This is a genomic window from Phenylobacterium sp. (assembly GCF_036963605.1).
Taxonomy (GTDB): domain Bacteria; phylum Pseudomonadota; class Alphaproteobacteria; order Caulobacterales; family Caulobacteraceae; genus Phenylobacterium.
The window spans coordinates 1-22,897 of the sequence record NZ_JBALUY010000017.1; the positions used below are offsets into that span (position 1 = coordinate 1).

Consider the following 22,897-nt stretch of genomic DNA (forward strand, 5'->3'; position numbering starts at 1 on the left):
CCGGGCGTGAGCGTCGCGACGTCCTGGACCTCGCGAATGCGCGCCTCCTCCACCTGCTCGGCGCCGAAGGCGGTGACGGTGACCGGGACGTCCTGCAGGCTCTGCGCGCGCCGCTGGGCGGTGACGACCACCTCCTCCAGGGTGCTGACCTGGGCGTCCTGGGCAAGGGCGACCTGCCCGCTGAGCAGAGCTGCCGCGGCCGCGCCGCCCGCCCAAAGGCCTCGATGATCTCTCACGTTTCAACTCCCCGTCTTGTTCTCGCTGGCGTGCAGCTTTGCCAGGGTGCTTACTGGGGTTGAACGCAGTACGTCAACATTTTGGATCCAATTTGTTGACGCAATGAAGCCGATCCCGTTAAGGCTCGGCGCGAATGGAAACGGTCAAAGAGGGGTTTGGGATGGAAGACGGCCCAATCAAGATATTGGTCCCGGTGGGCTCGCTGGGCGCGGGCGTCCGCGAGGAGGAGCTGCAATACGGGCTTGCACAGGGGGCCCAGGCTATCGCCACCGACGCCGGCTCCACCGACAGCGGCGCGGCCTATCTGGCGCTCGGAAAGTCCAAGAACGACCGGGGCTCTGTGAAGCGGGACTTGGCGCTGCTGATGAAGGCCGGAGCCGAGGCCGGCATCCCGGTGATCGTCGGCACCTGCGGTCAGGCCGGCGGCGATCGCAACCTCGACTGGACTCGAGACATCGCCCTGGAGATCGCCGGCGAACTCGGCCTGAAACCGAAGATCGCCCTGCTCTATTCCGAGCAGGACAAGGCCGTTCTGAAGGCGAAGAACGCAGCGGGCAAGATCCGCCCCCTACCGCCCCTTGGGCCTCTGGACGACGCCACCATCGAGGCCTGCGACCATATCGTGGCCGCGATGGGCGCTGAGCCCTATATCGCCGCCCTGCGATCGGGCGCCGACCTGATCCTGGGAGGCCGGACCACCGACACCGCGGTCATCGGCTCGTTCGCCCTCTGGCGCGGCGCCCATACGGCGGCGTCCTGGCATGCGGCCAAGGTCGCCGAGTGCGGCGCCCAGTGCACGGTCAACACCGGTGAAGGCGCGGGCGTGCTGATCTCCATCGGCGCCGACGGATTCGAGGTCGAGCCTCTGAGCACCTCCAACCGGTGCAGCCCCCACAGCGTCTCGGCTCACATGCTCTATGAGAACAGCAACCCCTTCCGGCTTACCGAACCTGGAGGCGTCCTCGACGTCACGGACTCGACCTATACGCCGGTGAACGATCGCACCGTGCGCGTGACCGGGTCCCGCTGGGAGCCTCAGCCCTACACCATGAAGCTGGAAGGCGCCGCCGCCGGGCGGTTCCAGACCATCATGCTGATCGGCATCCAGGACCCCGAGGTGCTGTCGCGCCTGGACGAATTCCACGACAAGCTTCTGCACGCCCTCTATCAGCGCACGCACCGCACGATCGGCGAGGCCGCCGGCGACTTCCACATCTCGCTGCGACTCTACGGCTGGAACGCCGTCTCGGGCGACAAGCCGCCACCGGGCACGCCGGCGCCGCGGGAGGTGGGCGTACTGTTCATCGCCACCGCCGAAACCCAGGCCATGGCGACCCAGATCGCCAACACCTGCAACGCCTACTTCTTCCACTTCCCCCTGCTGCGCGACAAGGAACTGCCCAGCTACGGCTTCGCCTTCACGCCGGCCGAGGTCGAGCGCGGACCGATCTACGAGTTCAAGCTCAACCACGTCGTGGAGACCGATGACCCGCTGGAGCTCGTCCGCACACAATGGATCGACCTGGCTGACGAAAGGACCACCTATGTCGACCGTTAGGGACGTCTGCCACCATGTCCGCTCCAAGAATGCGGGCCCCTTCTGGGTGACCTTCGACCTGTTCTTCGACGGACCGGAAAGCTTCGCGAAATATGGCGAGGCTCCGGCCCTGGGTCCGCAGCTGTTCGAGCGCCTGTTCGGGGCCGATCCAGCCTTCGTTCAGCGCTATCCGGTGGCGAGCCTGAACATGGTCAAGATCTCCTACGCCCGGACAGAGCCCCAGGGCGGCATGGTCGAGCGCGACATGCACCGGGGCCAGCAATATGTCCGCCTGCTGGAAGTGGAGCTCGACTGATCGGAGCGACGGAGGCCGCGCGTCTTTCCTGGGATGCGCGGCCCTCGCCGTCGGGAGCGGCGTCCTTCCCCCCGACGGCTTGAGACGGCGGCCAGACGCACGCGTCAGCCGCCGTCTTCTTTTCTCACCCCGGCCCTGAAGGCCGGAAGTCGCCTTCCGCCGCCCGCCGGCGTCTCAGGCCAGCCAGGGATGGCGCTTCAGATGCGCGGTTTCGAAGGCCTTGATCTCGTCTGCGCGGGCCAGGGCCACGCCCACAGCATCGAGGCCATTCAACAGGGCGTGTCGGCGCGACGGATCTATCTCGAACCCCCAGACGCCGGCCGCGCCTTCGATGGTCTGCGTCTCCAGGTCGACAGTGAGCCGGTTGGTCTTCGGCTGCGACACCAAGGCCAGCAGAGCCTCGACCTCCTCGGGCGGCAGGGTGATGGCCAGCAGGCCGTTGCGGGCGCAGTTGTCGAAGAGGATGCCTGCGAAACTGGTCCCGATCAGCGCGCGGATTCCGAGCTGCGAAAGCCCCCAGACCGCGTGCTCGCGGCTGGAGCCGCATCCGAAGTTCGGACCGGTGACCAGGAAGCGGGTCTCACGCCAAGCCGCCTGGTTGAGGATGAAGTCCTGTCGCGGCGCGCCCGCCTCATCGAAACGGAGGTCGTGGAAGGCGCCCCGGGCCAGGCCTGCGCGATCTATGCCCTTGAGGAACTGCTTAGGCATGATGACGTCGGTATCGATATTGGCGGCCGGCAGGGGGGCGGCGACCCCCTCGACCCGCTTGAACGGCTCCATGCCCTAGCTCCCCAGTCGGCGCACGTCGGCCAGGCGGCCGCAGACGGCTGCGGCGGCCACCATGGCCGGACTCATCAGATGGGTGCGTCCGCCGACGCCCTGTCGGCCCTCGAAATTGCGATTGGTGCTCGAGGCGCACCGCTCGCCCGGCGCCAGCACATCGTCGTTCATGGCCAGGCACATGGAGCAGCCCGACTGCCGCCACTCGAAGCCAGCCGCCTGAAAGATCAGGTCGAGGCCCTCGGCCTCCGCCTGACGGCGGACGCTCGTGGAGCCGGGCACCACCATGGCCCGCACGCCCGGCGCCACCCGCCTTCCTCGCAGCACGGCTGCGGCGTCGCGCAGATCTTCGATCCGCGCATTGGTGCACGAGCCTATGAAGGCCCGGTCAATTCGCACGCTCTCCAAGGCCGCGCCGGGCTGAAGGCCCATATAGTCCAGCGCACGGGCCGCATCGCGCCGTCGCGACGGGGTGGCCTCGGCCGCAGGATCGGGAATGCGCCCCAGGACCGAGGCGGCCTGGTCGGGGCTGGTGCCCCAGGTGACCATGGGCTCGATCTCTTCGGCCCGCAGCACCCCGTGGCGGACATAGACGGCGCCTGGATCGGCCTTCAGTCCCCTCCACGAGGCCACGGCGGCGTCCCACATCGCCCCCTTTGGCGCCCTCGGCAGCCCGGAAAGGTAGGCGATCACCTTGTCGTCCGGCGCCACAAGGGCGCCGCGGGCGCCGCATTCCACAGCCATGTTGCAAAGGGTCATGCGGCCCTCGACGCTGAGCGCCTCTATGGTGTCGCCACAGAATTCGATGGCGCAGCCGGTGGCGCCGTCGGCCCCGATGCGGCTGATCAGGGCCATCACCACGTCCTTGGCGGTGACGCCCACCGGGAGGCGGCCGGTGACCTCCACCTTCATGGGCTTGAGCCGGCGATAGACCACGGTGGCGGTGGCCAGCATGTGCTCGATGTCAGACGTGCCGATGCCGAAGCCGAGGGCGCCGAAAGCGCCATAGGTGGTGGTGTGACTGTCGCCGGCGGCCACCACCATGCCCGGCAGGATCAGGCCGAGCTCGGGAGCGACCACGTGCTCGATCCCCTGATTGGGGTGCAGGATGTCGAACAGCTCGATGCCGAAGTCGCGGCAGTTGCGGCCGAAATAGGCCACCTGCCCTGCTCCGCCGGCATCTGGCATCCGGTCGGTGCGGACGGGGGCCGTGCCGTTGACGTGATCGACCACCCCCAGCAGACGTTCGGGCCGCCACACCTTCCGCTCGGCGTCGCGAAGTCCGGTGAAGGCCTGAGGGCTGGTATATTCGTTGAGGACGCTGCGATCGACATAGAGCAGCACCGTGGCGCCGTCCTCGTCCAGGCGAGCCACCGTGTGGTCGTCCACCAGCTTGTCATAGAGGCTGCGCGGCGGGCTCATGCGCGCCCACCCGCGGGCCTGCGCCCGTCGGCGACGACGCATTGGGCCGGCGGATCCTGACCATCGAGCACGGCGACCACGCAGCGGGCGGCGACCATGTTGGTGCGGCCCAGGCCTTCGCGGGTGGAGGCGCCGGCGTGGGGCGCTGCGATGACATCGGCCCGGGCGATCAGGGCGTCGGTGACGGGCTGAAGAGCCGGGTCGCTCTCGCTCTCGAACACGTCGAGGCCGGCGCCGCCCAGACGTCCCGCCTCAAGGGCGGCCAGCAGATCACGATCCGAGACGAGGCCGCCGCGGGCCGTGTTGATCAGGAAGGCGCCGGGCCGCATCCGATCGATGGCCGTTGCGTCGATCGTGTGCCGGGTCGCCGGACTGAGCGGTGCGTGAAGGGTGACATAGTCGCTCTGCGCCAGCAGGGTCTCGACATCCACGTAGCGAACGCCCGTCCGGGCGGCGTACTCGGGATCGGGCCGCGATGTGGCCACGAGAACTTCGGCCTCGAAGCCGCTGAGACGCTGAACCACGCTGCGCCCGATCCGACCCAGGCCGATAACGCCGACGGTCTTTCGATAGAGGTCTGTCCCCATCAGGATCGACCACGAGCCGGCGTTCATCTGCGCCTGGGCCTCCCGAAAGCGGCGCCCCAGAGCGATCATCATGCCGATAGCCTGGTCGGCGACCGATGCGTCATTGCCGCCGGCCGCAATGGTCACCACCCGCCCCAGCTCGTTGGCCGCCTCGAGGTCCACCCGCTCATAACCGACTCCCCGGCGCGCGATCACCGCCAGGTGCGGCAGGGCCATGAGCAGGAAGCGCGTGACCTTGGCATGGCCGACGATCCAGCCCTGAGCGCCGGTCAGCAGCGCCGCCAGACTGTCGTGGTCGAGACCGCCATCGGCCTGGCCCTGAGGCAAGTCGGCGATCACCACCTCGCAGCCGGCCTGCTCCAGATAGGCGAGAGCGGCCTCGTCGAAAAACCGCTGGGTCACCACGACCCGCCGCTTGCTGAGCGTCATTCTGCACCTCCCGTGAACCGAGGGTGCGGTACCGCAGGCCAAGCCTCGCAGGCCAAGGCCGCTTGCGCATAAGCTTATGCGCGACCGCGAGGGGTCAGCGTGTGGCGATGCTGTGCAGGCGCCGCTTGGTGCGCAGGACGTGCTCGCTCATCAGGGCGCCGGCGGCGGCGCTGTCAGCGCGCCTGATGGCTTCGAGGATGGCTTCGTGGTCGCTCTGCGAATCCAGGATGAAGTCCGGCGGGGTATCGGGCACTTCGCGCAGGCGCAGCGGCACATGGTCGGCCACCGTCGGGCAGAGCCGGGCGGGGTCCCCGAACAGCGGATAGAGGAGGGTCATGCGGATGGCGTTGCGCAGGACGGCGTTCTGCGGCGCCAGCTGGATCGCCCGGTGGAACAGGCGGTTGATGGCGTACCAGTCCCGCTCGATCGCCTCCGACCAGCGACCCTCGACCAGGATGGCGCGGCCACGCTCGACCATCCGTTCGATCTCCGCCAGGGCCTCGGGCGTCCAGCCCATCTCCACCGACAGCCGCGCCCCCAGCCCCTCGAGCCCGGCGCGCACCTCGATGGCGTCGAGGATGTCGCTGAGCCTCATGCTCTGGACGGTGTAGCCGCGGTTGACCCCATAGCTGACCAGACCCTCGGCGGAGAGAACGGCCAGGGCGCTGCGCACCGGCGTGCGCGAGACGTTCATCTCCGTGGCCAGGGCCTCGGCGCGCAGCTTGCTACCCGGCGGCAGGCGGCCCAGGACGATCTGTTCGCGCAGGTGCGTCAGGACGGTATAGGTCGCAGGCTCGGTATAGGGTTCGGAACTCGCCGCTCCGAACGACGCCAGCCATCCGTCACCTGTCATTCCAGCCTTCCTCTCGTCCGTTCCCCCGGCGGGGAAAGCGCCCCAGATACACCACTAGAGGGAGATTGCAGCGCCTGCTGACCCTGGTGTCGAGGTCGGTGATAGGCTTACAGGCCTCAGCCGGCAGGCGCGGCGAAGGAGACGGCGGATGGAACTGGCCTGGCTGGAAGACTTTCTGGCGCTCGCCCGTGAGCGGAACTTCTCGCGCGCCGCCGAGACCCGCCACATCTCGCAGCCCGCCTTCAGCCGCCGCGTGCGGATGCTGGAGGACTGGCTGCAGGCGCCGCTCTTCGACCGCGACACCCACCGCGTAGAGCTGACGGCGGCCGGCGCGGAATTCCTGCCGATCGCCGAGGAGATCGTGCGCCGCGTCGGTTTCGGCCGAGACCGAGTCCGTGAGGTCGCCGACCTGTCGGCCAGCAGCCTGCGCATCGCCTGCACGAACGTCCTGTCCCTGACCTTCTTCCCCGCCTGGCTGCAGGTGCTGGAGCGGGCGGCCACGCCCTCGAACATCAGTCTCGTCACCGACAGCATGGCCGACTGCGAGCGGCTGATGATCGATGGCAAGGCGCAGTTCATCCTCTGTCATCATCACCCGGCGGCGACGACGGAACTGGACTCGGCCGCCTTCCTCGCCCTGGACATCGGTTCCGATCTGCTGACGCCCGTGAGCGCGCCCGCCGGGCTGGAGCCGGCCGCGCCCCTGCATCCCCTGCCTGGATCGCCTGAGGCGCCCACCGCGCACCTGGCCTTCAGCGCCGCCTCCGGCATGGGGCGCATCGTCTCGGCCACGCGGGGCGCCGGGGCGCCGGCGACGTGGCTCAACCCCGTCTTCACCGCTCACCTCGCCATGGTGTTGCTGATCATGGCGCGGGAGGGACGGGGCATGGCCTGGCTGCCGCTCAGCCTGACCGGCCAAGACCTGGACACCGGGCGCCTGGTGCGCAGCGCGCCCTGCGGCGACTGGGACATCCCCATGAGCATCCGCCTGTACCGCCCCCGCGCGCGGCAAAGCCCCGCTGCCGAGGCTTTCTGGTCCCAGGCTGCGGCGACGGCGGCAAACTCATCGGCGCCGCTCCCCAGCCGCTCCCCAACAGACGCCCCCCGCCGCTAGTTGGCGGACACTGATCGGCTCCCGCGCGTCAGGCCACGGCCTTCAAGTTCCGCGGCCGGGCCGAAGACTCGACAAGCCGGAAGCGCGCGATCAGCCGGGCCAACTCCAGGCTCTCCTGAGTGAGGCCGTGGCTAGCGGCGGTCGACTGCTCGACCATCGCTGCGTTCTGCTGTGTGACGTGGTCCATCTGACCGACGGCCGTATTGACCTGATGCAGCCCCGTCGCCTGCTCGTGCGCGCTCGCGGCGATGTCGCTGACCACGCCATTGATGGCCGCGACCTGGCCTGCGATGCGGTTCAGCGCCTCGCCGGTCGCGCCGACGAGCGCGACTCCTTTGGACACCTGCGCTTCCGATTCCGAGATCAACCCCTTGATTTCCTTGGCCGCCCCGGCCGACCGCTGGGCTAGGGCCCGCACCTCGGAAGCGACAACCGCAAATCCCCTGCCTGCATCGCCGGCGCGGGCGGCTTCAACGCCGGCATTGAGGGCGAGGAGGTTTGTCTGGAAGGCGATCTCGTCGATCACCCCGATGATCTGGCCGATCGCGCGGGAAGACTGCTCGATCCCGCCCATGGCGGTGACGGCGTCGTGCACGATCCCGCTCGACTGCTGCGCATCCGCCTTGGCCTGCGACACAACCTCGCGCGCCTGCCCCGCACCTTCGGCGGTCCGCCGCACAGTGACCGTGATTTCTTCGAGGGCGGCGGCCGTCTCCTCCAGGGTTGCGGCCTGTTGCTCAGTGCGCCGCGAGAGGTCATCGGCCGCCCGGCTGATCTCGTCACTGCCACTGCGCATGACGCCCACGGCGGCGCTGACCTGGGCCAGGGTTTCCTGCAACTCCGCGGCCGTCGCGTTGAAGTCCGTTCGCAGCTTCTCGTATTCGGCCGGGAAGGCTTCATCCACGCGGCCGGTGAGGTCCCCCGCGCGTAGACGTTCCAGAGCCGAGCCCAGAACACTCACCACCAGTTGCCGCTGAGCTTCAGCCTGACGGCGCGCCTTCTCCGCAGCGTGCGCGGCCTGCTCTTCGGCCGTGATGTCGGTGGCGATCTTGATAACCTTCACCACCGAACCGTCGGCGTTGATGACCGGGTTGTAGGAGGCCTGGATGAACACTTCACGGCCGCCCTTCACCAGGCGCCGAAACTTCGCCGCGACGAACTCGCCCGCGTTCAACCGTTTCCAGAACAGAGGATACTGCGGACTATCGCGCTCTGCCGGATCCAAAAACATTGAGTGGTGACGCCCGACGATTTCGTCGAGCCCGTAGCCGGTGAACTGGGTGAAATTGTCGTTTGCCTTGATAACCGTCCCATCGAGCGTGAACTCGATGACGGCCTGGGAGCGCGAGATGGCGCCCAGGACCGCCGCCATCTCAGCCGAATGAGCGGCCGCCGCCGCTTCCGCCTTGCGATTGAACATTGTGCACGGTCTCCCAAACTCGCGGACCCGTGGTTTTCCGGCGCGAGCACAACCATGCCGAAAGTCGGGCGATGAGGTAAATGGCTCCTTAAGGAACGGGGCCTTGCGACATGCCGCCACGGGCCTGGACCTCAGAGATCGCATTTGCGCGGGCCGGGAACATCCCCCGGGGCGCGCCGAAGCGAGCGCCCAGAGCGCCAGATCTACCAGGTGAACGCCCGGTGATCGGGCGAAACGCAATCAATACCTAGAGATCGGAGCCAGACTGCAGACCGGAAGCGCCTCGGGGCTTGGCGCCCGTCATCGCCCCAGCAGGCGACCCAACAACCGGCAGAGATTGTCCGGATCGACCGGCTTCTGCAAAAGCGGCCGGTCGCTGAAACCGCAGGGAATCTCAAGGTCGGAATAGCCGCTGAGAAACACGAAGGGCGTCGCCTTCGCCGCGAGCCTGCCCGCGACCTCGAAGCTCCGATCCTCGTGCACATTGATGTCGAGGACAGCCAGGTCCACGGCCTCTCGCTCCAGCAGATCCATCGCCTGGCGCACGCGCCCCACCGGGCCGACGATCTCGTACCCGGCCCCGGTGATGGCGGTTCCGATCTGCTCGGCGATCAGCCACTCATCTTCCAGAACAAGAACCTTGGCGCGCCTGCCCATCGTGGTCACCTGTCGGCCAAGGGGATACTGAGTTGAACGCTGACGCCCGTGGCGCCGAAGTCCACCGAGGCCTCCCCGCCCAGATTGTATGAGGTTTCCCGTTCGATGAGCTTCAGACCAAAGCCCTGGCGGTTCATCTGGACGGCTGGCGGGCCTCCGATTTCACGCCAGCAGAGGGTGAGATGATCGCCATCGGCGGCCGCCGATCGGGTCCACTCAATCGCAAGCTTGCCGGCCGGCGTTGAGAGCGCGCCATACTTGGCCGCATTGGTGGCCAGTTCGTGCAGGATCATCCCCAGCGACAGCGCGTGCCTGGGCTTCAGGCTTACGGCTGGCCCGGCGAGCTGCACCCGGTCCATGCCGAAGGGCGACAACTCCGTGAAGATGAGATCTTGCAGGGAGCTCTCGGTCCAGTTTTCCCGCGACAACAGCTCGTAGGATCGGGACATCGCCTGGAGACGGCCGATGAAGGCTTCGAGAAAGGCTTCGGGTGTCGCCGACGAGCGATGGGTCTGCTGAGCGATCCCGATCGCCACCATCAGCATGTTCTTCACCCGATGGTTGAGCTCGGCGATCAGGGTCTGCTGGTGAGATTGCGCCTCGGTCAGCCGCGTGACGTCAATGAACGTCACGACGACTCCCTCAGTGACCCCTTCGAGCGAGCGGTACGGCGCGATGCGCAGCGTATAGTTCTTGTGGAGGTCTGGGTGAAACACCTCTCGCTCCCGAGGCGGCCCGCCGTTGAAGACCGCCCGTATTTCTTCGACAAATCCATGCAGCGACAGCCGGCTGTTGAGATCCGTCAGGGGGCGACCACGATCACTCGGAAGGATATTGAAGAGATCCTTGACCGCAGGCGTGTAGCTGCGGATTTTAAGATCTCGGTCCAGGAACACCGTGGGAATCTGTGTGCTCTCGAACAGATTCTGCAGATCGCCGTTGGCGCGATCGAGCGCCTCGATCTTCGTCAGGAGCTCTGAATTTACGGTGTTCAGCTCCTCGTTGAGGGACTGCTGCTCCTCCTTGGACGCCTCCAGCTCCTCATTGCTCGACTGAAGCTCTTCATTGACCGACAGCATTTCCTCATTGGAGGAGCGGAGCTCCTCCAGGGCGGTCTCATACTCCTCGATCAACGATTGCAGGCGCTCCTTGGTGTCACGCAATTCTCGCTCAAGCAGGGCCTGCGCCCCGGTTTCGCCCGGCGGGGTACGTCCCTCCGCCTCCTCGGCGTCGAGGGAGGGTCCTGCATCGGTAAAGACCACCACATAGAGCGGCGATCCATGGCGACGCTGAACGAGGGGTTCGACAGTGATCGCCACCATCTGGACCCGTCCCTCGGCCGACGTGACCGGAACCGGGTTGCGCGTAACCAGGCCATCGGTTTCTACGGCCTCACGGAATGCGGCCCGCAGTTCCAGCCTCAGCCCCTTGCGGGCCAGGGTGAGCAGCTGTCGAGTCGGCGCCCCGGGCGCGAGCTCCAGGTAACGGTTTGTGCGGGCTGAAAGGTGGACGATGTCGCCATCGCGATTCACCAGCGCGTGGGCGGGCGCGAACCGCTCCAGGATCTGGAATTCGAGCGCCTGCCGCAGGGCCAGACCAGGCGTCGCATCCATCGGGTGTCGGCGTGGATGCTCGGGGAGACCACCCTCGGCATGTCGGCGGACCGGCGCCGGGGACGGGATCGCCACGCTGACATCGTCCCGACTGCGGAAAATCCGGCTCTTCTTGTCGACGGGCTCGAAAAGGTCGCCAAACCTCCCCACGCTCTCCGAAAGGCCCAGGAAGAGATAACCGCCGCCACGGAGGGCGTAGCTGAAGGTCGGCAGAACCTGGTCCTGGATCTCGGGTCCGAAATAGATCAGCAGGTTTCGGCATGACACCAGTTGGACCCGCGAGAAGGGCGGATCGCGAATGACGCTGTGGGGCGAGAAGATACACAGGTCGCGGATGTCCTTGCTCAGGACATAGCTTCCGCCTTCCTGGACAAAGAACCTCTCCCGCCGCTCGGGCGACACGCTCTGCAACAGGGCCTCGGGGTAGCGGCCAGCTCGGGCGACGCCCAGCGCCAACTCGTCGATATCTGTGGCGAACACCTGGACCCGGGGCGTGACGCCGAGGCGATCCATGTGTTCGCGAAGCAGGATGGCGATCGAATAGACCTCTTCTCCCGTCGCACAGCCCGGCACCCAGACCCGAATCGCCTCGTCTGGGTTGCGCTCTTCGAACAGCTTCGGAATGACCAGCCGGTTGAGGTTGTCGAAGGCTTCCTTGTCGCGGAAGAAATCCGTCACGTTGATCAGGAGGTCGCGGAACAGCGCCGCGACCTCCTTGGGGTCGCTCTTCAGATGCGCGACATAGGCGTTCTGATCCTGGGCCTGCACCACGTGCATCCGCCGTTGCACCCGGCGGAGGAAGGTCTTCGACTTGTAGCCGGCGAAGTCATGTCCGATCTGGTTACGGATGATGGACGAAATCGCCGATTGGGTGTCGCCGTCGTCGCGATCGCGCCAGCGGCCCAACCCCCCGTCAAGCCGGCGGGCGAATTCGACGAGCTTGGCGCCCATCTCCAGGGCGGGCAGCGCCAGATCGACATGGCCTGTCGAGATGGCGCTCGCTGGCATGGAAGGGTGAGCCGGTCCATGACCGTCGGCGACCTGAGCCAGAGTCAGCCCGCCACGCTCCTTGATGACCTTGGTCCCCAGGGTGCCGTCGCCGTCGCCGCCGGAGAGCACCACCGAGGCGGCGTACTCCTCCTGATCCAGCGCCAGCGAGCTGAATAATATGTCGATCGGCTTGCGCTCGCGGCGCGTGCTGCTCGAGCGGCTCAGCTGAAGCCGGCCATCCTTGAGGGTGATGATCGCGTCGGCGGGGAGGACGTAGACGCAGTTCGGCTGCACCTCGACATCGTGCTCGGCCACCACGACGCCGAGATCGGTGTAGCGCGCGATAATCTCGTGAAGCAGACTCTCGCGGTCAGGGCTGAGGTGGGTGACTACGATAAAGGCCAGTCCAGGATGCGGTGGGAGCCCTTGAAAGAATCCCTCTAGAGCCTCGATTCCGCCTGCCGAAGCGCCGACGCCGACAATAAGAAACTTCGATCTTTGGTCTGGCACGGGCCATCCTAGTGACAACAGGCAGGAAGACTTTGAACGCCCTGAAACGGCAGGCGCTGGGCAGGCAGGCCGGGGGTCTGGCGCTCCTTCTCGTCCGACCCTGGACTTCAGCTTAGGGAAGAACCGTCTTCTCGGCGCTTCGATCCCGGATCACCCGCGCCCTTTTGGATGAACGCTGAGCAATTCGTCGTACTTCTGGCGGACTGATTCGTAGCATTCGCAGGCATGAGCTTCGAGACCGGGGCGATCGATGACCTGGATTTGCCCCCGAGAATACCGCACCAGACCCGCGTCCTGCAGACCGCTGGCGACCCGGCTGACGGTCGTGCGCTGGACACCGAGCATCAGGGCCAGAAATTCCTGTGTGAGCGGGAGTTGGTCGCCGCCGACCCGATCCTGCGTCATGAGCAGCCAGCGACATAGGCGCTCATCGACGCTGTGAAGCGCGTTGCAGGCCGCCGTCTGCTGAATCTGCGCCGCATTGGCCTGGGCATGGCGGATGATGAGGTCGGTGAGGCCCAAGCTAAGCGCCGCCGCCGCGCGTAGGCGCGACGCCGGAATCTTGAACGCGCGTCCCGCGATTTGAGCGACGACCCGATCGGTGGAGATGGAGGAGCCGAGGGCGTTCAGGATGCCGTAGGCGCTCTCGCGCCCGATTGTGCAGGCCTCCACATCGTGTCCGCTCTCCATCGTTGTCACGACCGAAAGAACTGACGAGGTGGGAAACCAGGCACACACCAATTCCTCGCCAGGCCCGGCGACCTGAGCCCCACGATGCAGCGAGACTTCCATCAGGTATGGCGTGAGGAGACCAAGCGTCTCCGCTGAAAGTCTTCCTAAGAATTCATTGGAGTCGAAAGCCACGCCCTGTCCCATGATTTTCCGCATTTCCACCACGCGGATGGCGACACCTGCCCGTTCGCTGGCGGGGCGAGAGGATTGCGTTTGAATTACCAACGCTCGCCTGTCTGTCGGGTTGCGCACCTACGCAACTCAAAGATGACCGTGGGTGTCAGCACGCCCGCCTGAGCGGACCCGCAAACAGAATCTCTCCTCGGCGGGGTCAAAGCCGTCCGGCAGGCTCTGAGCCTGCCGCCTTCGCCCGCCCACGGGCCGGCCCCTACCCGCGGCCTCAGCCGCCGCTCAGGCCACGACGGCAGCCCTTACGTGTCCCTTATGGGGCGGCGCGCAACGCCGTCTCGCGCCCTTATGCGGCTCGGACCGAAAGTGCCCCATCGCAGACTGATGGCGGTGGGACATGCTCGACATCCTCTATCTGGCTCTGGCGCTCGGCGCCTTTGGCCTGCTCGGCGCGCTGGTCGCCGGGCTTCGGCGGCTCTGACATGGCCGAGCTCGTGCTCTGGGGCGCCGGCGCCCTCGTGATCGGCGGCTACATGCTGGCCGCCCTGCTGCGGCCCGACCGCTTCTGACGGAACCCACATCATGAACTGGCAAGGCTGGGCGGAAATCGCCCTGACTCTGGGGCTGCCGTTCCTCCTCGGCTGGCCCGTAGGGATCTTCATCTCAAGGGTCTGGAACCGGGAGCGCACCTGGCTCGATCCGGTGCTGCAACCCGTCGAGCGCGGCTTTTACGCCGCCCTCGGCGTGCGCCCCGACCAATCTCAGACCTGGACCGGCTACGCCGCCGCCCTGCTCGCCTTCAATGCGGCGGGCTTTGTCCTGCTCTACGCCATTCTGCGGCTGCAGGGCCTGCTGCCTCTGAACCCGCAAGGGTTCGGCGCGCTGTCCGAACCGCTCGCCTTCAATACGGCCGTCAGCTTCGTCACCAACACCAACTGGCAGGCCTATAGCGGCGAGACGACGCTGACCCACCTCAGCCAGATGGCCGGCCTGACGGTGCAGAACTTCCTGTCGGCCGCCACCGGCGCGACAGTGGCCGCAGCGCTCGCCCGCGCCTTCGCCGCCGACCGGCAGACGGGGCTTGGCAACTTCTGGGCCGATCTGGTGCGCACCACGCTGTGGGTGTTGCTGCCCATCTCGATTGTGGTGGCGCTGCTCCTGGCTGCGCTCGGCGTGCCGCAGACGCTTTCGGCCTCGGCCACCGCGGCCACGATTGATGGCGGCGAGCAGACTATTCCGCTGTTCGCCACGGCCAGCCAGTTGGCGATCAAGCAGCTCGGCATCAATGGCGGCGGGGTGTTCGGCGTGAACTCGGCCCATCCGCTGGAAGGTCCCACGCCGCTGGCCAACTTCATCGCCGCCATCTCGATCAACGTCCTGGGCTGGGCGGCCTTCTTCGCCTTTGGGCGCACCGCCCTGGCGGGGCGCAACCTGCGGGCCATCGCCATCGCCGCGCTTGTCCTGCTGTCAGCGGGCGCGGCCGCCTTGTACTGGACCGAAACCCAGGCCCCTCCGGCCCTGATCGCGGCTGGAGTCGAGGCCTCGGTGAACATGGAGGGCAAGGAGGTGCGCTTCGGCGCCCCGGCCTCGGCCGTCTGGGCCGCCATGACCACCGGCGCCTCCAACGGCTCGGTCAATTCCATGCATGCGAGCTACATGCCGCTGGGCGGCGGGGTGCAGATGTTCCTGATGCAGCTGGGCGAGATCCTGCCTGGCGGGGTCGGCACGGGCGTCGGCTTCATGCTGATGATGGCCCTGCTGGCGGTCTTCGTGGCCGGCCTGATGGTCGGCCGCACGCCCGAATACATGGGCAAGAAGATCGAGGCTCGTGAGGTCCAGTACGCCATGCTGGCCGTGCTGGTCCTGCCGCTCACCATTCTCGGATTTTCGGCGGCGGCGGCCGTCCTGCCCGTAGCCCTGGAGAGCCTGGCCAATCCCGGCCCGCACGGTCTGTCGGAAATCCTCTACGCCTACACCTCAGCCAGCGCCAACAACGGCTCGGCCTTTGCGGGCTTAGCCGCCGACACGCCCTGGTGGAACACGACGCTCGGCCTGGCCATGTTGATGGGTCGCTTCCCCGGCATCGTCATCATGCTGGCCATCGCCGGCGCCTTGGCGGCCAAGCCCAAGCTCGCCCCCTCGGCCGGCGCCCTGCCCACCGACAACGGCCTTTTCATCGGCCTCCTGACCGGGGTGATCCTGATCCTCGGCGGCCTGCAGTTCTTCCCGGCCCTCGCGCTCGGCCCGGTCGTCGAGCACTTCCAGGCGCTCGACGCCCTGGCCGGCCTCTAAGTCTCGCGGAGCACAGTCCCATGAGCACAACCGACACCTCCCTGGGCGACAATCGCCGCCGGGCCTCCAGCCTCGCCGCGGGCCTCGATGGCCCAGTCCTGGGGCGAGCGGCCAAGGACGCATTCGTCAAGCTCGACCCCCGCCGGCTGACCGGCAATCCGGTCATCTTCGCCACCTGGCTGGTGGCTGGACTGACCACGATCTCGGCCGCCCTGATCATCGGGCGCGGAGAGACCGGCGCCTTCGCCGTCCAGCTGGCGGGCTGGCTCTGGGCCACCGTGCTGTTCGCCAACCTGGCCGAAAGCATCGCCGAGGGCCGCGGCAAGGCCGCCGCCGACAGCCTGCGGGCCAGCCGGGTCACCACCCGGGCCAAGCTGATCATCGACGAGACGACCGGGACCATCCTGCCTACCCCGGCCCACGAGCTGGGCGCCGGCCAGGTGGTGCTGGTGGAGGCGGGCGACGTCATCCCCGCCGATGGCGAGATCATCGAGGGCGTGGCCTCGGTCAACGAGGCGGCGATCACCGGCGAAAGCGCGCCGGTCATCCGGGAAAGCGGCGGCGACCGCTCGGCCGTCACCGGCGGCACCACTGTCGTGTCTGACTGGATCAAGGTGAGGATCACCTCGGAGCCCGGCGGGACCTTCCTCGACCGGATGATCGCCATGGTCGAGGGCGCCGACCGTCGCAAGACACCCAACGAGGTCGCCCTGGCCGTCCTGCTGGCGGGCCTCACGCTGGTCTTCCTGATCGCCGTGCTGACCCTGGTCGGGCTGGGCGCCTATTCGGGCATAGCCCTCTCGCCCCTGGTGCTCGGCGCGCTGTTCGTCACGCTCATTCCGACCACCATCGGTGGCCTGCTGTCGGCGGTGGGCATCGCCGGCATGGACCGTTTGCTGAAGGTCAATGTGCTGGCCACCTCAGGCCGGGCGGTGGAGGCCGTGGGCGACGTCGACACCCTGCTGCTGGACAAGACCGGCACCATCACCTTCGGCAACCGCATGGCCACGGAGGTGATCCCGGCGCCAGGCGTGCGGCCCGAACAGGCGTTGCGGGCGGCGCTGATGGCCTCTCTGGCCGACGAAACGCCGGAAGGCCGCTCCATCGTCGAACTGGCCCGCGCCCAGGGCGAGGTCGCCGAAGCGCCGCGAGGAGCCGAGCCCATCGCCTTTTCCGCCGTCACCCGCCTGTCGGGCCTGAACGCTGGCGCGCGCGCCTGGCGCAAGGGCGCGGTCGATGCGGTGCTGTGCACGGTGGGCCTGTCGGCCGACGCCATGCCGCCAGAGGTCGCCGCTGCGGTGGACCGTATCGCCCGCTCCGGCGGCACGCCCCTGGCGGTGAGCGAGGACGGGGTCTTGGTCGGCGTCATCCACCTGAAGGATGTGGTCAAGCCCGGCGTGAAGGCCCGGTTCGCCGACCTGCGCCGCATGGGCCTGCGCACGGTGATGATCACCGGCGACAACCCCGTCACCGCCGCGGCCATCGCCTCCGAGGCCGGCGTCGACGACTTTCTCGCCGAGGCGACCCCGGAGGACAAGCTGCGCCTGATCCGCGCCGAACAGGCTAAGGGTCGTCTGGTGGCCATGTGCGGCGACGGGGCCAATGACGCCCCGGCCCTGGCCCAGGCCGATGTGGGGGTCGCGATGCAGACCGGCGCCCAGGCCGCCCGCGAGGCCGGCAACATGGTCGATCTCGACTCCGACCCGACCAAGGTCATCGAGATCGTCGAGGTCGGCAAACAGATGCTGATCACCCGCGGCGCGCTCACCACCTTCTCGATCGCCAACGACGTGGCCAAGTATTTCGCCATCATCCCAGCCATGTTCGTCACCGCCCTGCCCGCCCTGGGCGCGCTGAACATCATGGACCTATCGAGCCCGCAGAGCGCGATCCTCTCGGCGGTGATCTTCAACGCCCTGATCATCGTGCTGCTGATCCCGCTGGCCCTCCGCGGCGTCCGCTACCGGGCGCTGGGGGCCGCCAAGCTCCTGTCGCGCAACCTCGCCGTTTACGGCCTGGGCGGGCTCGTCGCGCCCTTCGTGGGCATCAAGCTGATCGACGTGGCCCTGTCGGCCCTGGGGCTCGCCTGATGGACCGCCCGCGCGTTCCGCCCTCCCTTCCTGCCGCGACTCCCTCAGCCTTGAACATGAGTGACCCCATGCCCTCCCTGCTCCGCCCGGCCCTCGCTTCGGTGGGCCTGTTCACCCTCCTGCTCGGCCTCGCCTACCCCCTGGCGATCACCGGCGCCGCCCAGGCCGCCTTTCCGGCCCGGGCTGACGGCAGCCTTGTCACCAGGGATGGGCGCGTGATCGGCTCGGCCCTGGTCGGTCAGGCCTTCACCTCGGCCCGCTACCTGCAGGGCCGGCCCTCGGTGGTCGGCTATGACGCCGCAGGCTCCGGCGCCTCGAACCTGGGACCGCTGAACGCCGAGCTGATCGCCGAGACCTCTGACCGCGCGGCGGCATGGCGGGCCGCGACCGGAAGCGCCGAGGTCCCCGGCGACGCGGTCACCGCCTCAGCCTCAGGCCTGGATCCCCACATCTCACCGGCCAACGCCCTGGCGCAGGCGCGGCGCATCGCGGCGGCTCGTGGGGCCGACATCGAACAGGTCCGCGCGGTCATCGCCGATCATGTCGAAGGCCGCACCTTCGGCGTTCTGGGGCAACCAAGGGTCAATGTGTTGCGGACCAACCTCGCCCTCGACGCCGCCATCGCGCCGGAGCAACCTGCGCCGCAATGACCCCCGACACGCCCCGCCGGCCCGATCCTGACGCCCTGCTCGCGGCCACGCGGGCGGGGCGTGGTCTGCTGAAGGTGTTCCTGGGCATGTCGCCGGGTGTGGGCAAGACCTACGAGATGCTGCGCGCCGCACGCCGCCGGAAGGCCGAAGGTCAGGACGTGGTGGTCGGCCTGGTCGATACCCACGGGCGCAAGGAGACCCAGGCCCTGCTGCGAGGCATGGAGGTTCTGTCCAGGGCGCCCCTGGAACACCGCGGGGCGACGCTTCTGGAGTTCGACCTCGACGGCGCCCTGGCGCGACGGCCCGCCCTGCTGCTGGTCGATGAGTACGCCCACTCCAACGCCCCCGGGTCGCGGCACGCCAAGCGGTGGCAGGATGTGGACGAACTGCTGGCCGCAGGGATCGACGTCTGGACGACGCTGAACATCCAGCACCTGGAAAGCCTGGTGGATGTGGTCTGGAAGATCACCGGCGTGCGCCAGCGCGAGACCGTTCCGGACATGGCGCTCGACCGCGCCGACGAGATCGAGCTGGTCGACATCACGCCGGCCGAGCTGCGGGAGCGAATGGGCGAGGGAAAGGTCTATGTGCCCGAGACCGCCCGCCTGGCGGCGGAGCGCTTCTTCAAGATCGAGAACCTGACCGCCCTTCGGGAGCTCTCCCTGCGCCGGGCAGCCCAGACGGTGGACGACCAGCTGATGGGCGCCATGAGGCGGGCGGGCGTGGAAGGCCCCTGGGCGGCGGGAGAGCGCATCCTGGTGCTGATCGGCCCGAACCCCATGGCCGGCTCCCTGGTCCGCGCCGGCCGGCGGCTGGCCGACATGATGATGGACGCGCCCTGGAGCGTGGCCCATGTGGAGCGGCCCAATCGCGCCGGGATCTCGGCCGAGGCCGCTCAGCGGCTTCGCGAGGCGGTCAAGCTGGCTGAACAGCTGGGCGCCTCCACCGTCACCCTGACCGGCGACGACATCGTGGGCTCCGTCCTCGACTACGCCCGGCGCAACAACGTCACCCAGATCGTCATCGGCAAGAGCCAAGTGAGGCGCCCCTTCAGGCCAGGCTTGGCCGAGGCGCTGCTGGCCCGCACCCAGGGCGCGGCCCTGCACGTGGTGACCGAGGGTTCCGAACCGCCTGCCCCCAAGGCCCCCGCCCCGGCCCAACCGGCTGGCTTCGCCTGGCGGCCGCAGGCCGGCGCCCTGGCCCTGGTGGCCATCGGCTTCGCCATCGCCCATGGCCTGGACCGATACGTGGAGAGCGTGAACCTCGCCATGGTGTTCATGCTCAGCGTCCTGGTCGCAGGGTTAGCCTACGGCCTCTGGCCGGCGATCGCCGCGGCGGCGGCCTCGGCCTTTCTCTACAACTTCTTCTTCCTCCAGCCGCGGCTGACGGTCTGGATCGGCCATCCCGCCGACGTGCTGACTTTTGCGGTCTTCTTCGCCGTCGCCTTGACGACCGGCTGGCTGACCGGCCGCGTGCGGGATCAGGCGCGGCTCGTGTCACGCCGCGCCTCGGCCATCTCGGCGGTGCTGGCCTCCACCCGCCGCTTGTCGTCGGCGCCGGACGCCCAGGGCGCGGCGACCGCCCTGGCCGAACAGCTGGCGGCGGCCACCAGCGGCGAGGCCGTGGTCCTGACCCCGACCGATGATGACCTTCAACTCAGCGCCGCCTCCCCCGGCGCGCCGCCCCTGAGCCCCGGCGACATGGCCGCTGCGCGCTGGGCCTGGGAACGCGGCGAGCCGGCCGGCGCCGGCACCGGCACCATGCCGAACCTCGCCTGGGTCTTCCGGCCCCTCCAGGGGGTGAAGGCGCGCGCCGGCGTGGCCGCGGTCAGCGCTTCCGCCGTGGCGACGGAGGATGGCGAGCGGTTCGTGGCTGCGCTGCTCGACCAGGGCGCCGTAGCCCTGGAGCGGGCCGAGTTCGCCGCCACGGCCGCCGACGCCGAGGCCCTGCGCCGCACCGATCGCCTGCGCGCGGCCCTGCTAAACTCCGTCAGCCACGACCTGCGCACGCCGCTTTCAACGGTTCTAGGCTCCGTCACAACGTTGATCGACTACGGCGGGGGCCTGTCGGCGGCGGTGCGGGACGATCTCCTGCAGTCCATCCGCGAGGAGGCCGAACGGCTGAGCCGCTATGTGGGCGACCTGCTGGACATGACCCGGCTGGAGGGCGGCGCCCTGGTGGCCCGGCGCGACTGGCTCGACGCCCGCGACGTGCTGCGCGCCGCCGTCGAGCGGGTGAGGCGCCGGATGGGTGGCCGCAAGGTCGAGTGGGACTTTCCCGACAAGGTCACCCTGGTCATGGCTGACCCCACCCTACTGGAGCAGGCCCTGGTCAACATCCTGGAGAACGCCATCGCCTACAGCCCCGACGACAGCACGATCGAGGTCGCCTGCTATGAGGACCATCGCAATGTGGTCATCAGCATCGAGGACGAGGGCCGCGGCATCCCGACCCCAGACCTGGAACGGGTGTTCGAGAAGTTCCGCCGACTGGACGAGGCCAGCGACCGCGGCAAGGGATCGGGCCTGGGCCTGGCCATTTCAAAGGGCTTCATCGAGGTGATGGATGGCCGCATCGCCGCGGCCTCGCCGATCGATGAGGGCCGCGGCACACGTATCCTGATCAGCCTGCCCAAGTCGCGGGCCACGCCGGAAGGACTCCTGTGAGCGGCTCCCGTCCCCGCATCCTCGTCATCGACGACGAGCCGCAGATTCACCGGTTCCTGGGCCCCGCCCTTGATGCGGCCGGCTATGAGCCGGTCCGCGCCGACACCGCCGAAGCAGGCCTGCGTGAACTGGCGCGGCGGGCGCCCGACGCCGTGGTGCTCGACCTGGGACTGCCCGACCTGGACGGCAAGGAGGTGCTGGCCAAGGCGCGGGCCTTCTATAGCGGGCCGATCCTGATCCTGTCGGCGCGGGACCGGGAGACCGAGAAGATCGACGCCCTCGACCTGGGCGCCGACGACTATGTGGAAAAACCGTTCGGCGTGGGCGAACTGCTGGCCCGTCTCCGGGTCGCCCTGCGCCACGCCGCCACCCGCGAAGGGGCCAAGCCGGTGGTCGTCGCGGGCGACCTGACCATCGATCTGGTCAAGCGTCTGGTCACCCGGGCTGGCGAGGCTGTTCGCCTGTCGCCCCGGGAATACGACCTGCTGGCCCAGTTGGTTCAAGGCGCCGGCAAGGTGGTCACCCACCGCCAGCTGCTGACCGCCGTCTGGGGTCCCGCGCATGAGACCGACGTCCAGTACCTGCGCGTCTTCATCGGCCAGCTGCGCCAGAAGATCGAACCCGATCCCACAACCCCGAGCCTGATCCTGACCGAGCCCGGCGTCGGCTATCGGTGGATGGGAGAATAAAGCCTTCCAGGTCCAAGGCCGGCGGCGACCCTGAACCGCAGGGCTGCGACGCAGCTCATTCTTGGGCCTCATGGAGTCCTGAGAACATATCGCTTTTCAGTTGGCCCCCCCGGCTTCAAGCCTCCCGCTGAACGATGAGGGAGAGAACCGATGAGCGCATCGCCGCTGAAAGATCTGGTCGAGACGGTGCTGGGCGCCGACCGCTCCGATGAGATGTTCAGGCTTCTGGTGGTCCATCGGGACCTGACGGCGCCTGCCGAGCGGGTCAGCCGCGCAGTCATGGCCCAGGCTCTCAACATGGTCCTGTTCAGCGACCTGCTGCTTCGGGTGCCGGCCGCGGCGGAATATGCAGCGGACTGCCTGCGGGACGGTCGGACCATCTTCCATGACCATGGCGCGGTGCGCACCGTCGTGATGAGCGGCATGGGCGCGCTCCCCTCCGGTGAGGGCGCCATCGTGCGGGTGCTCAAGCCTCTGGGGTACCAGCAGAACGGACTCTATCCCCTCGAGCGCCTGAAGATGACAGGACGCTCCTACGCCCAGCTCGACTATCCCGAGGACATCGCCCAGTTCTTCGTCAGTGAACTGCACACCGACCGGTTCTCGCCGGACTTCGTGAAAGCCGCCCGCGCCATCACGGCCACGTCCCGCGACCCGCTTTCGGACGAGGCCAAGGCCGTGCTGGCGACATTCCAGGCCGAGGGCGAGATCGATCTCGCCGCTGCGGCCGCCGTGCTGCCCGTCCTGGCCGCCTGCTTTGATCGTCAGCACGACGCCCCGACCCAGGCTGACTACGAGGCCCTGCTGGCGGAGTCGGCGGAGATGGCCTGGATCGCCACCGAAGGGAACGCCTTCAATCACGCCACCGACCGGGTGGACGACGTCGAGGCCGTGGCAGAGACCCAGAAGGGCCTGGGCCGACCGATGAAGGACACGGTCGAAGTCTCCGGTTCAGGCCGCGTGCGGCAGACCGCCTTCCGCGCCGCCCAGGTGATGCGGAACTTCGTGGACGCCGATGGGACCACGGTCACGCGGCCAGCGCCCGGCTCCTTCTACGAGTTCATCACCCGCATGCAGATGACCGACGAGAAGACAGGTCGTCCTCGCCTGGACCTCGCCTTCGACAGTTCCAACGCCCAGGGCATCTTCAAGATGACCGCCGCGGCCGGCGCTGATCGCTGAGG

General features: G+C 68.0%; 18 protein-coding genes and 1 pseudogene. 10 read left to right on the forward strand and 9 right to left on the reverse strand.

The features are described from left to right. Positions 1-236, reverse strand: a pseudogene (locus tag V7702_RS04930) (TonB-dependent receptor); the annotation flags it as partial. 161 nt (positions 237-397) lie between these two features. Between V7702_RS04930 and V7702_RS04935 the strand changes: the two are divergent. Both V7702_RS04935 and V7702_RS04940 read left to right on the forward strand, forming a co-directional pair. Continuing rightward, positions 398-1,795 (forward strand): acyclic terpene utilization AtuA family protein, encoded by a 1,398-nt coding sequence (locus V7702_RS04935; RefSeq protein ID WP_335649027.1) that lies wholly within the window; start codon positions 398-400, stop codon positions 1,793-1,795. Then, on the forward strand, positions 1,782-2,090 hold the full coding sequence (locus V7702_RS04940; RefSeq protein ID WP_335649028.1) for a DUF4387 domain-containing protein: 309 nt from the start codon (positions 1,782-1,784) through the stop codon (positions 2,088-2,090). The genes V7702_RS04935 and V7702_RS04940 overlap by 14 nt, the downstream gene beginning before the upstream one ends. 174 nt (positions 2,091-2,264) lie before the next feature. Here the strand turns inward: V7702_RS04940 and leuD are convergent, their stop codons facing one another. The 4 genes from leuD to V7702_RS04960 form a co-directional block, all read right to left on the reverse strand. Then, positions 2,265-2,870, reverse strand: a complete 606-nt coding sequence (leuD, locus tag V7702_RS04945) for a 3-isopropylmalate dehydratase small subunit (RefSeq protein ID WP_335649029.1) — start codon at positions 2,868-2,870, stop codon at positions 2,265-2,267. 3 nt (positions 2,871-2,873) lie between these two features. After that, positions 2,874-4,292 carry a 3-isopropylmalate dehydratase large subunit gene (gene leuC, locus V7702_RS04950; protein WP_335649030.1) on the reverse strand — a complete coding sequence of 473 codons (1,419 nt, stop codon included), beginning with the start codon at positions 4,290-4,292 and terminating at the stop codon, positions 2,874-2,876. Continuing rightward, the gene (locus V7702_RS04955; protein ID WP_335649031.1) at positions 4,289-5,308 is read right to left on the reverse strand and encodes a phosphoglycerate dehydrogenase; all 1,020 of its coding nucleotides are present in this window, start codon (positions 5,306-5,308) and stop codon (positions 4,289-4,291) included. The genes leuC and V7702_RS04955 overlap by 4 nt, the downstream gene beginning before the upstream one ends. 94 nt (positions 5,309-5,402) lie before the next feature. Then, positions 5,403-6,161, reverse strand: coding sequence for a GntR family transcriptional regulator (locus tag V7702_RS04960; RefSeq protein WP_335649032.1), 759 nt, complete (start codon positions 6,159-6,161; stop codon positions 5,403-5,405). 148 nt (positions 6,162-6,309) lie between these two features. On the opposite strand from V7702_RS04960, the gene V7702_RS04965 reads away from it, so the two are divergent. Further along, the gene (locus V7702_RS04965) at positions 6,310-7,275 is read left to right on the forward strand and encodes a LysR family transcriptional regulator (protein WP_335649033.1); all 966 of its coding nucleotides are present in this window, start codon (positions 6,310-6,312) and stop codon (positions 7,273-7,275) included. Between the two features lie 28 nt (positions 7,276-7,303). Here the strand turns inward: V7702_RS04965 and V7702_RS04970 are convergent, their stop codons facing one another. The 4 genes from V7702_RS04970 to V7702_RS04985 form a co-directional block, all read right to left on the reverse strand. Further along, on the reverse strand, positions 7,304-8,695 hold the full coding sequence (locus tag V7702_RS04970; RefSeq protein WP_335649034.1) for a methyl-accepting chemotaxis protein: 1,392 nt from the start codon (positions 8,693-8,695) through the stop codon (positions 7,304-7,306). Positions 8,696-8,995: 300 nt separating this feature from the next. Beyond that, a complete protein-coding gene (locus V7702_RS04975; protein ID WP_335649035.1) occupies positions 8,996-9,352 on the reverse strand; it encodes a response regulator in 357 nt (118 codons plus the stop codon). Between the two features lie 5 nt (positions 9,353-9,357). Further along, entirely contained in the window at positions 9,358-12,465 is a 3,108-nt protein-coding gene (locus tag V7702_RS04980; RefSeq protein ID WP_335649036.1) for a CheR family methyltransferase, read from the reverse strand. 150 nt (positions 12,466-12,615) lie between these two features. Continuing rightward, the gene (locus V7702_RS04985; protein WP_335649037.1) at positions 12,616-13,449 is read right to left on the reverse strand and encodes a Crp/Fnr family transcriptional regulator; all 834 of its coding nucleotides are present in this window, start codon (positions 13,447-13,449) and stop codon (positions 12,616-12,618) included. 314 nt (positions 13,450-13,763) lie between these two features. Between V7702_RS04985 and V7702_RS04990 the strand changes: the two genes are divergently transcribed. The 7 genes from V7702_RS04990 to V7702_RS05020 all read left to right on the forward strand — a co-directional run bounded on the left by V7702_RS04990 (position 13,764) and on the right by V7702_RS05020 (position 22,895). Then, positions 13,764-13,895 carry a potassium-transporting ATPase subunit F gene (locus V7702_RS04990; RefSeq protein WP_335649038.1) on the forward strand — a complete coding sequence of 44 codons (132 nt, stop codon included), beginning with the start codon at positions 13,764-13,766 and terminating at the stop codon, positions 13,893-13,895. A gap of 13 nt (positions 13,896-13,908) precedes the next feature. Further along, complete coding sequence (gene kdpA, locus V7702_RS04995; RefSeq protein ID WP_335649039.1) at positions 13,909-15,618, forward strand: potassium-transporting ATPase subunit KdpA; 1,710 nt, start codon at positions 13,909-13,911, stop codon at positions 15,616-15,618. A gap of 20 nt (positions 15,619-15,638) precedes the next feature. Further along, complete coding sequence (gene kdpB / locus V7702_RS05000) at positions 15,639-17,708, forward strand: potassium-transporting ATPase subunit KdpB (protein WP_335649040.1); 2,070 nt, start codon at positions 15,639-15,641, stop codon at positions 17,706-17,708. Between the two features lie 68 nt (positions 17,709-17,776). Continuing rightward, positions 17,777-18,358 (forward strand): potassium-transporting ATPase subunit KdpC, encoded by a 582-nt coding sequence (gene kdpC / locus V7702_RS05005; RefSeq protein WP_335649041.1) that lies wholly within the window; start codon positions 17,777-17,779, stop codon positions 18,356-18,358. Continuing rightward, on the forward strand, positions 18,355-21,024 hold the full coding sequence (locus tag V7702_RS05010; protein WP_335649042.1) for a sensor histidine kinase KdpD: 2,670 nt from the start codon (positions 18,355-18,357) through the stop codon (positions 21,022-21,024). The genes kdpC and V7702_RS05010 overlap by 4 nt, the downstream gene beginning before the upstream one ends. Next, positions 21,021-21,713 carry a response regulator gene (locus V7702_RS05015; RefSeq protein ID WP_335649043.1) on the forward strand — a complete coding sequence of 231 codons (693 nt, stop codon included), beginning with the start codon at positions 21,021-21,023 and terminating at the stop codon, positions 21,711-21,713. Before V7702_RS05010 ends, V7702_RS05015 begins: the two co-directional genes overlap by 4 nt. A gap of 150 nt (positions 21,714-21,863) precedes the next feature. Further along, the gene (locus V7702_RS05020; RefSeq protein WP_335649044.1) at positions 21,864-22,895 is read left to right on the forward strand and encodes a 2-oxoadipate dioxygenase/decarboxylase family protein; all 1,032 of its coding nucleotides are present in this window, start codon (positions 21,864-21,866) and stop codon (positions 22,893-22,895) included. Positions 22,896-22,897 lie beyond the last annotated feature (2 nt).

What these genes read in the sequence shown, in the direction of transcription:
- V7702_RS04955 (WP_335649031.1), bottom strand. Translation starts at nt 5,308, where the DNA reads ATGACGCTCAGCAAGCGGCGGGTCGTGGTGACCCAGCGGTTTTTCGAC.
- V7702_RS04940 (WP_335649028.1), top strand. Translation starts at nt 1,782, where the DNA reads ATGTCGACCGTTAGGGACGTCTGCCACCATGTCCGCTCCAAGAATGCG.
- V7702_RS05010 (WP_335649042.1), top strand. Translation starts at nt 18,355, where the DNA reads ATGACCCCCGACACGCCCCGCCGGCCCGATCCTGACGCCCTGCTCGCG.
- V7702_RS05020 (WP_335649044.1), top strand. Translation starts at nt 21,864, where the DNA reads ATGAGCGCATCGCCGCTGAAAGATCTGGTCGAGACGGTGCTGGGCGCC.
- leuD (WP_335649029.1), bottom strand. Translation starts at nt 2,870, where the DNA reads ATGGAGCCGTTCAAGCGGGTCGAGGGGGTCGCCGCCCCCCTGCCGGCC.
- V7702_RS04935 (WP_335649027.1), top strand. Translation starts at nt 398, where the DNA reads ATGGAAGACGGCCCAATCAAGATATTGGTCCCGGTGGGCTCGCTGGGC.
- V7702_RS04965 (WP_335649033.1), top strand. Translation starts at nt 6,310, where the DNA reads ATGGAACTGGCCTGGCTGGAAGACTTTCTGGCGCTCGCCCGTGAGCGG.
- kdpC (WP_335649041.1), top strand. Translation starts at nt 17,777, where the DNA reads ATGCCCTCCCTGCTCCGCCCGGCCCTCGCTTCGGTGGGCCTGTTCACC.
- V7702_RS04975 (WP_335649035.1), bottom strand. Translation starts at nt 9,352, where the DNA reads ATGGGCAGGCGCGCCAAGGTTCTTGTTCTGGAAGATGAGTGGCTGATC.
- kdpB (WP_335649040.1), top strand. Translation starts at nt 15,639, where the DNA reads ATGAGCACAACCGACACCTCCCTGGGCGACAATCGCCGCCGGGCCTCC.
- kdpA (WP_335649039.1), top strand. Translation starts at nt 13,909, where the DNA reads ATGAACTGGCAAGGCTGGGCGGAAATCGCCCTGACTCTGGGGCTGCCG.
- V7702_RS04970 (WP_335649034.1), bottom strand. Translation starts at nt 8,695, where the DNA reads ATGTTCAATCGCAAGGCGGAAGCGGCGGCGGCCGCTCATTCGGCTGAG.
- leuC (WP_335649030.1), bottom strand. Translation starts at nt 4,292, where the DNA reads ATGAGCCCGCCGCGCAGCCTCTATGACAAGCTGGTGGACGACCACACG.
- V7702_RS04960 (WP_335649032.1), bottom strand. Translation starts at nt 6,161, where the DNA reads ATGACAGGTGACGGATGGCTGGCGTCGTTCGGAGCGGCGAGTTCCGAA.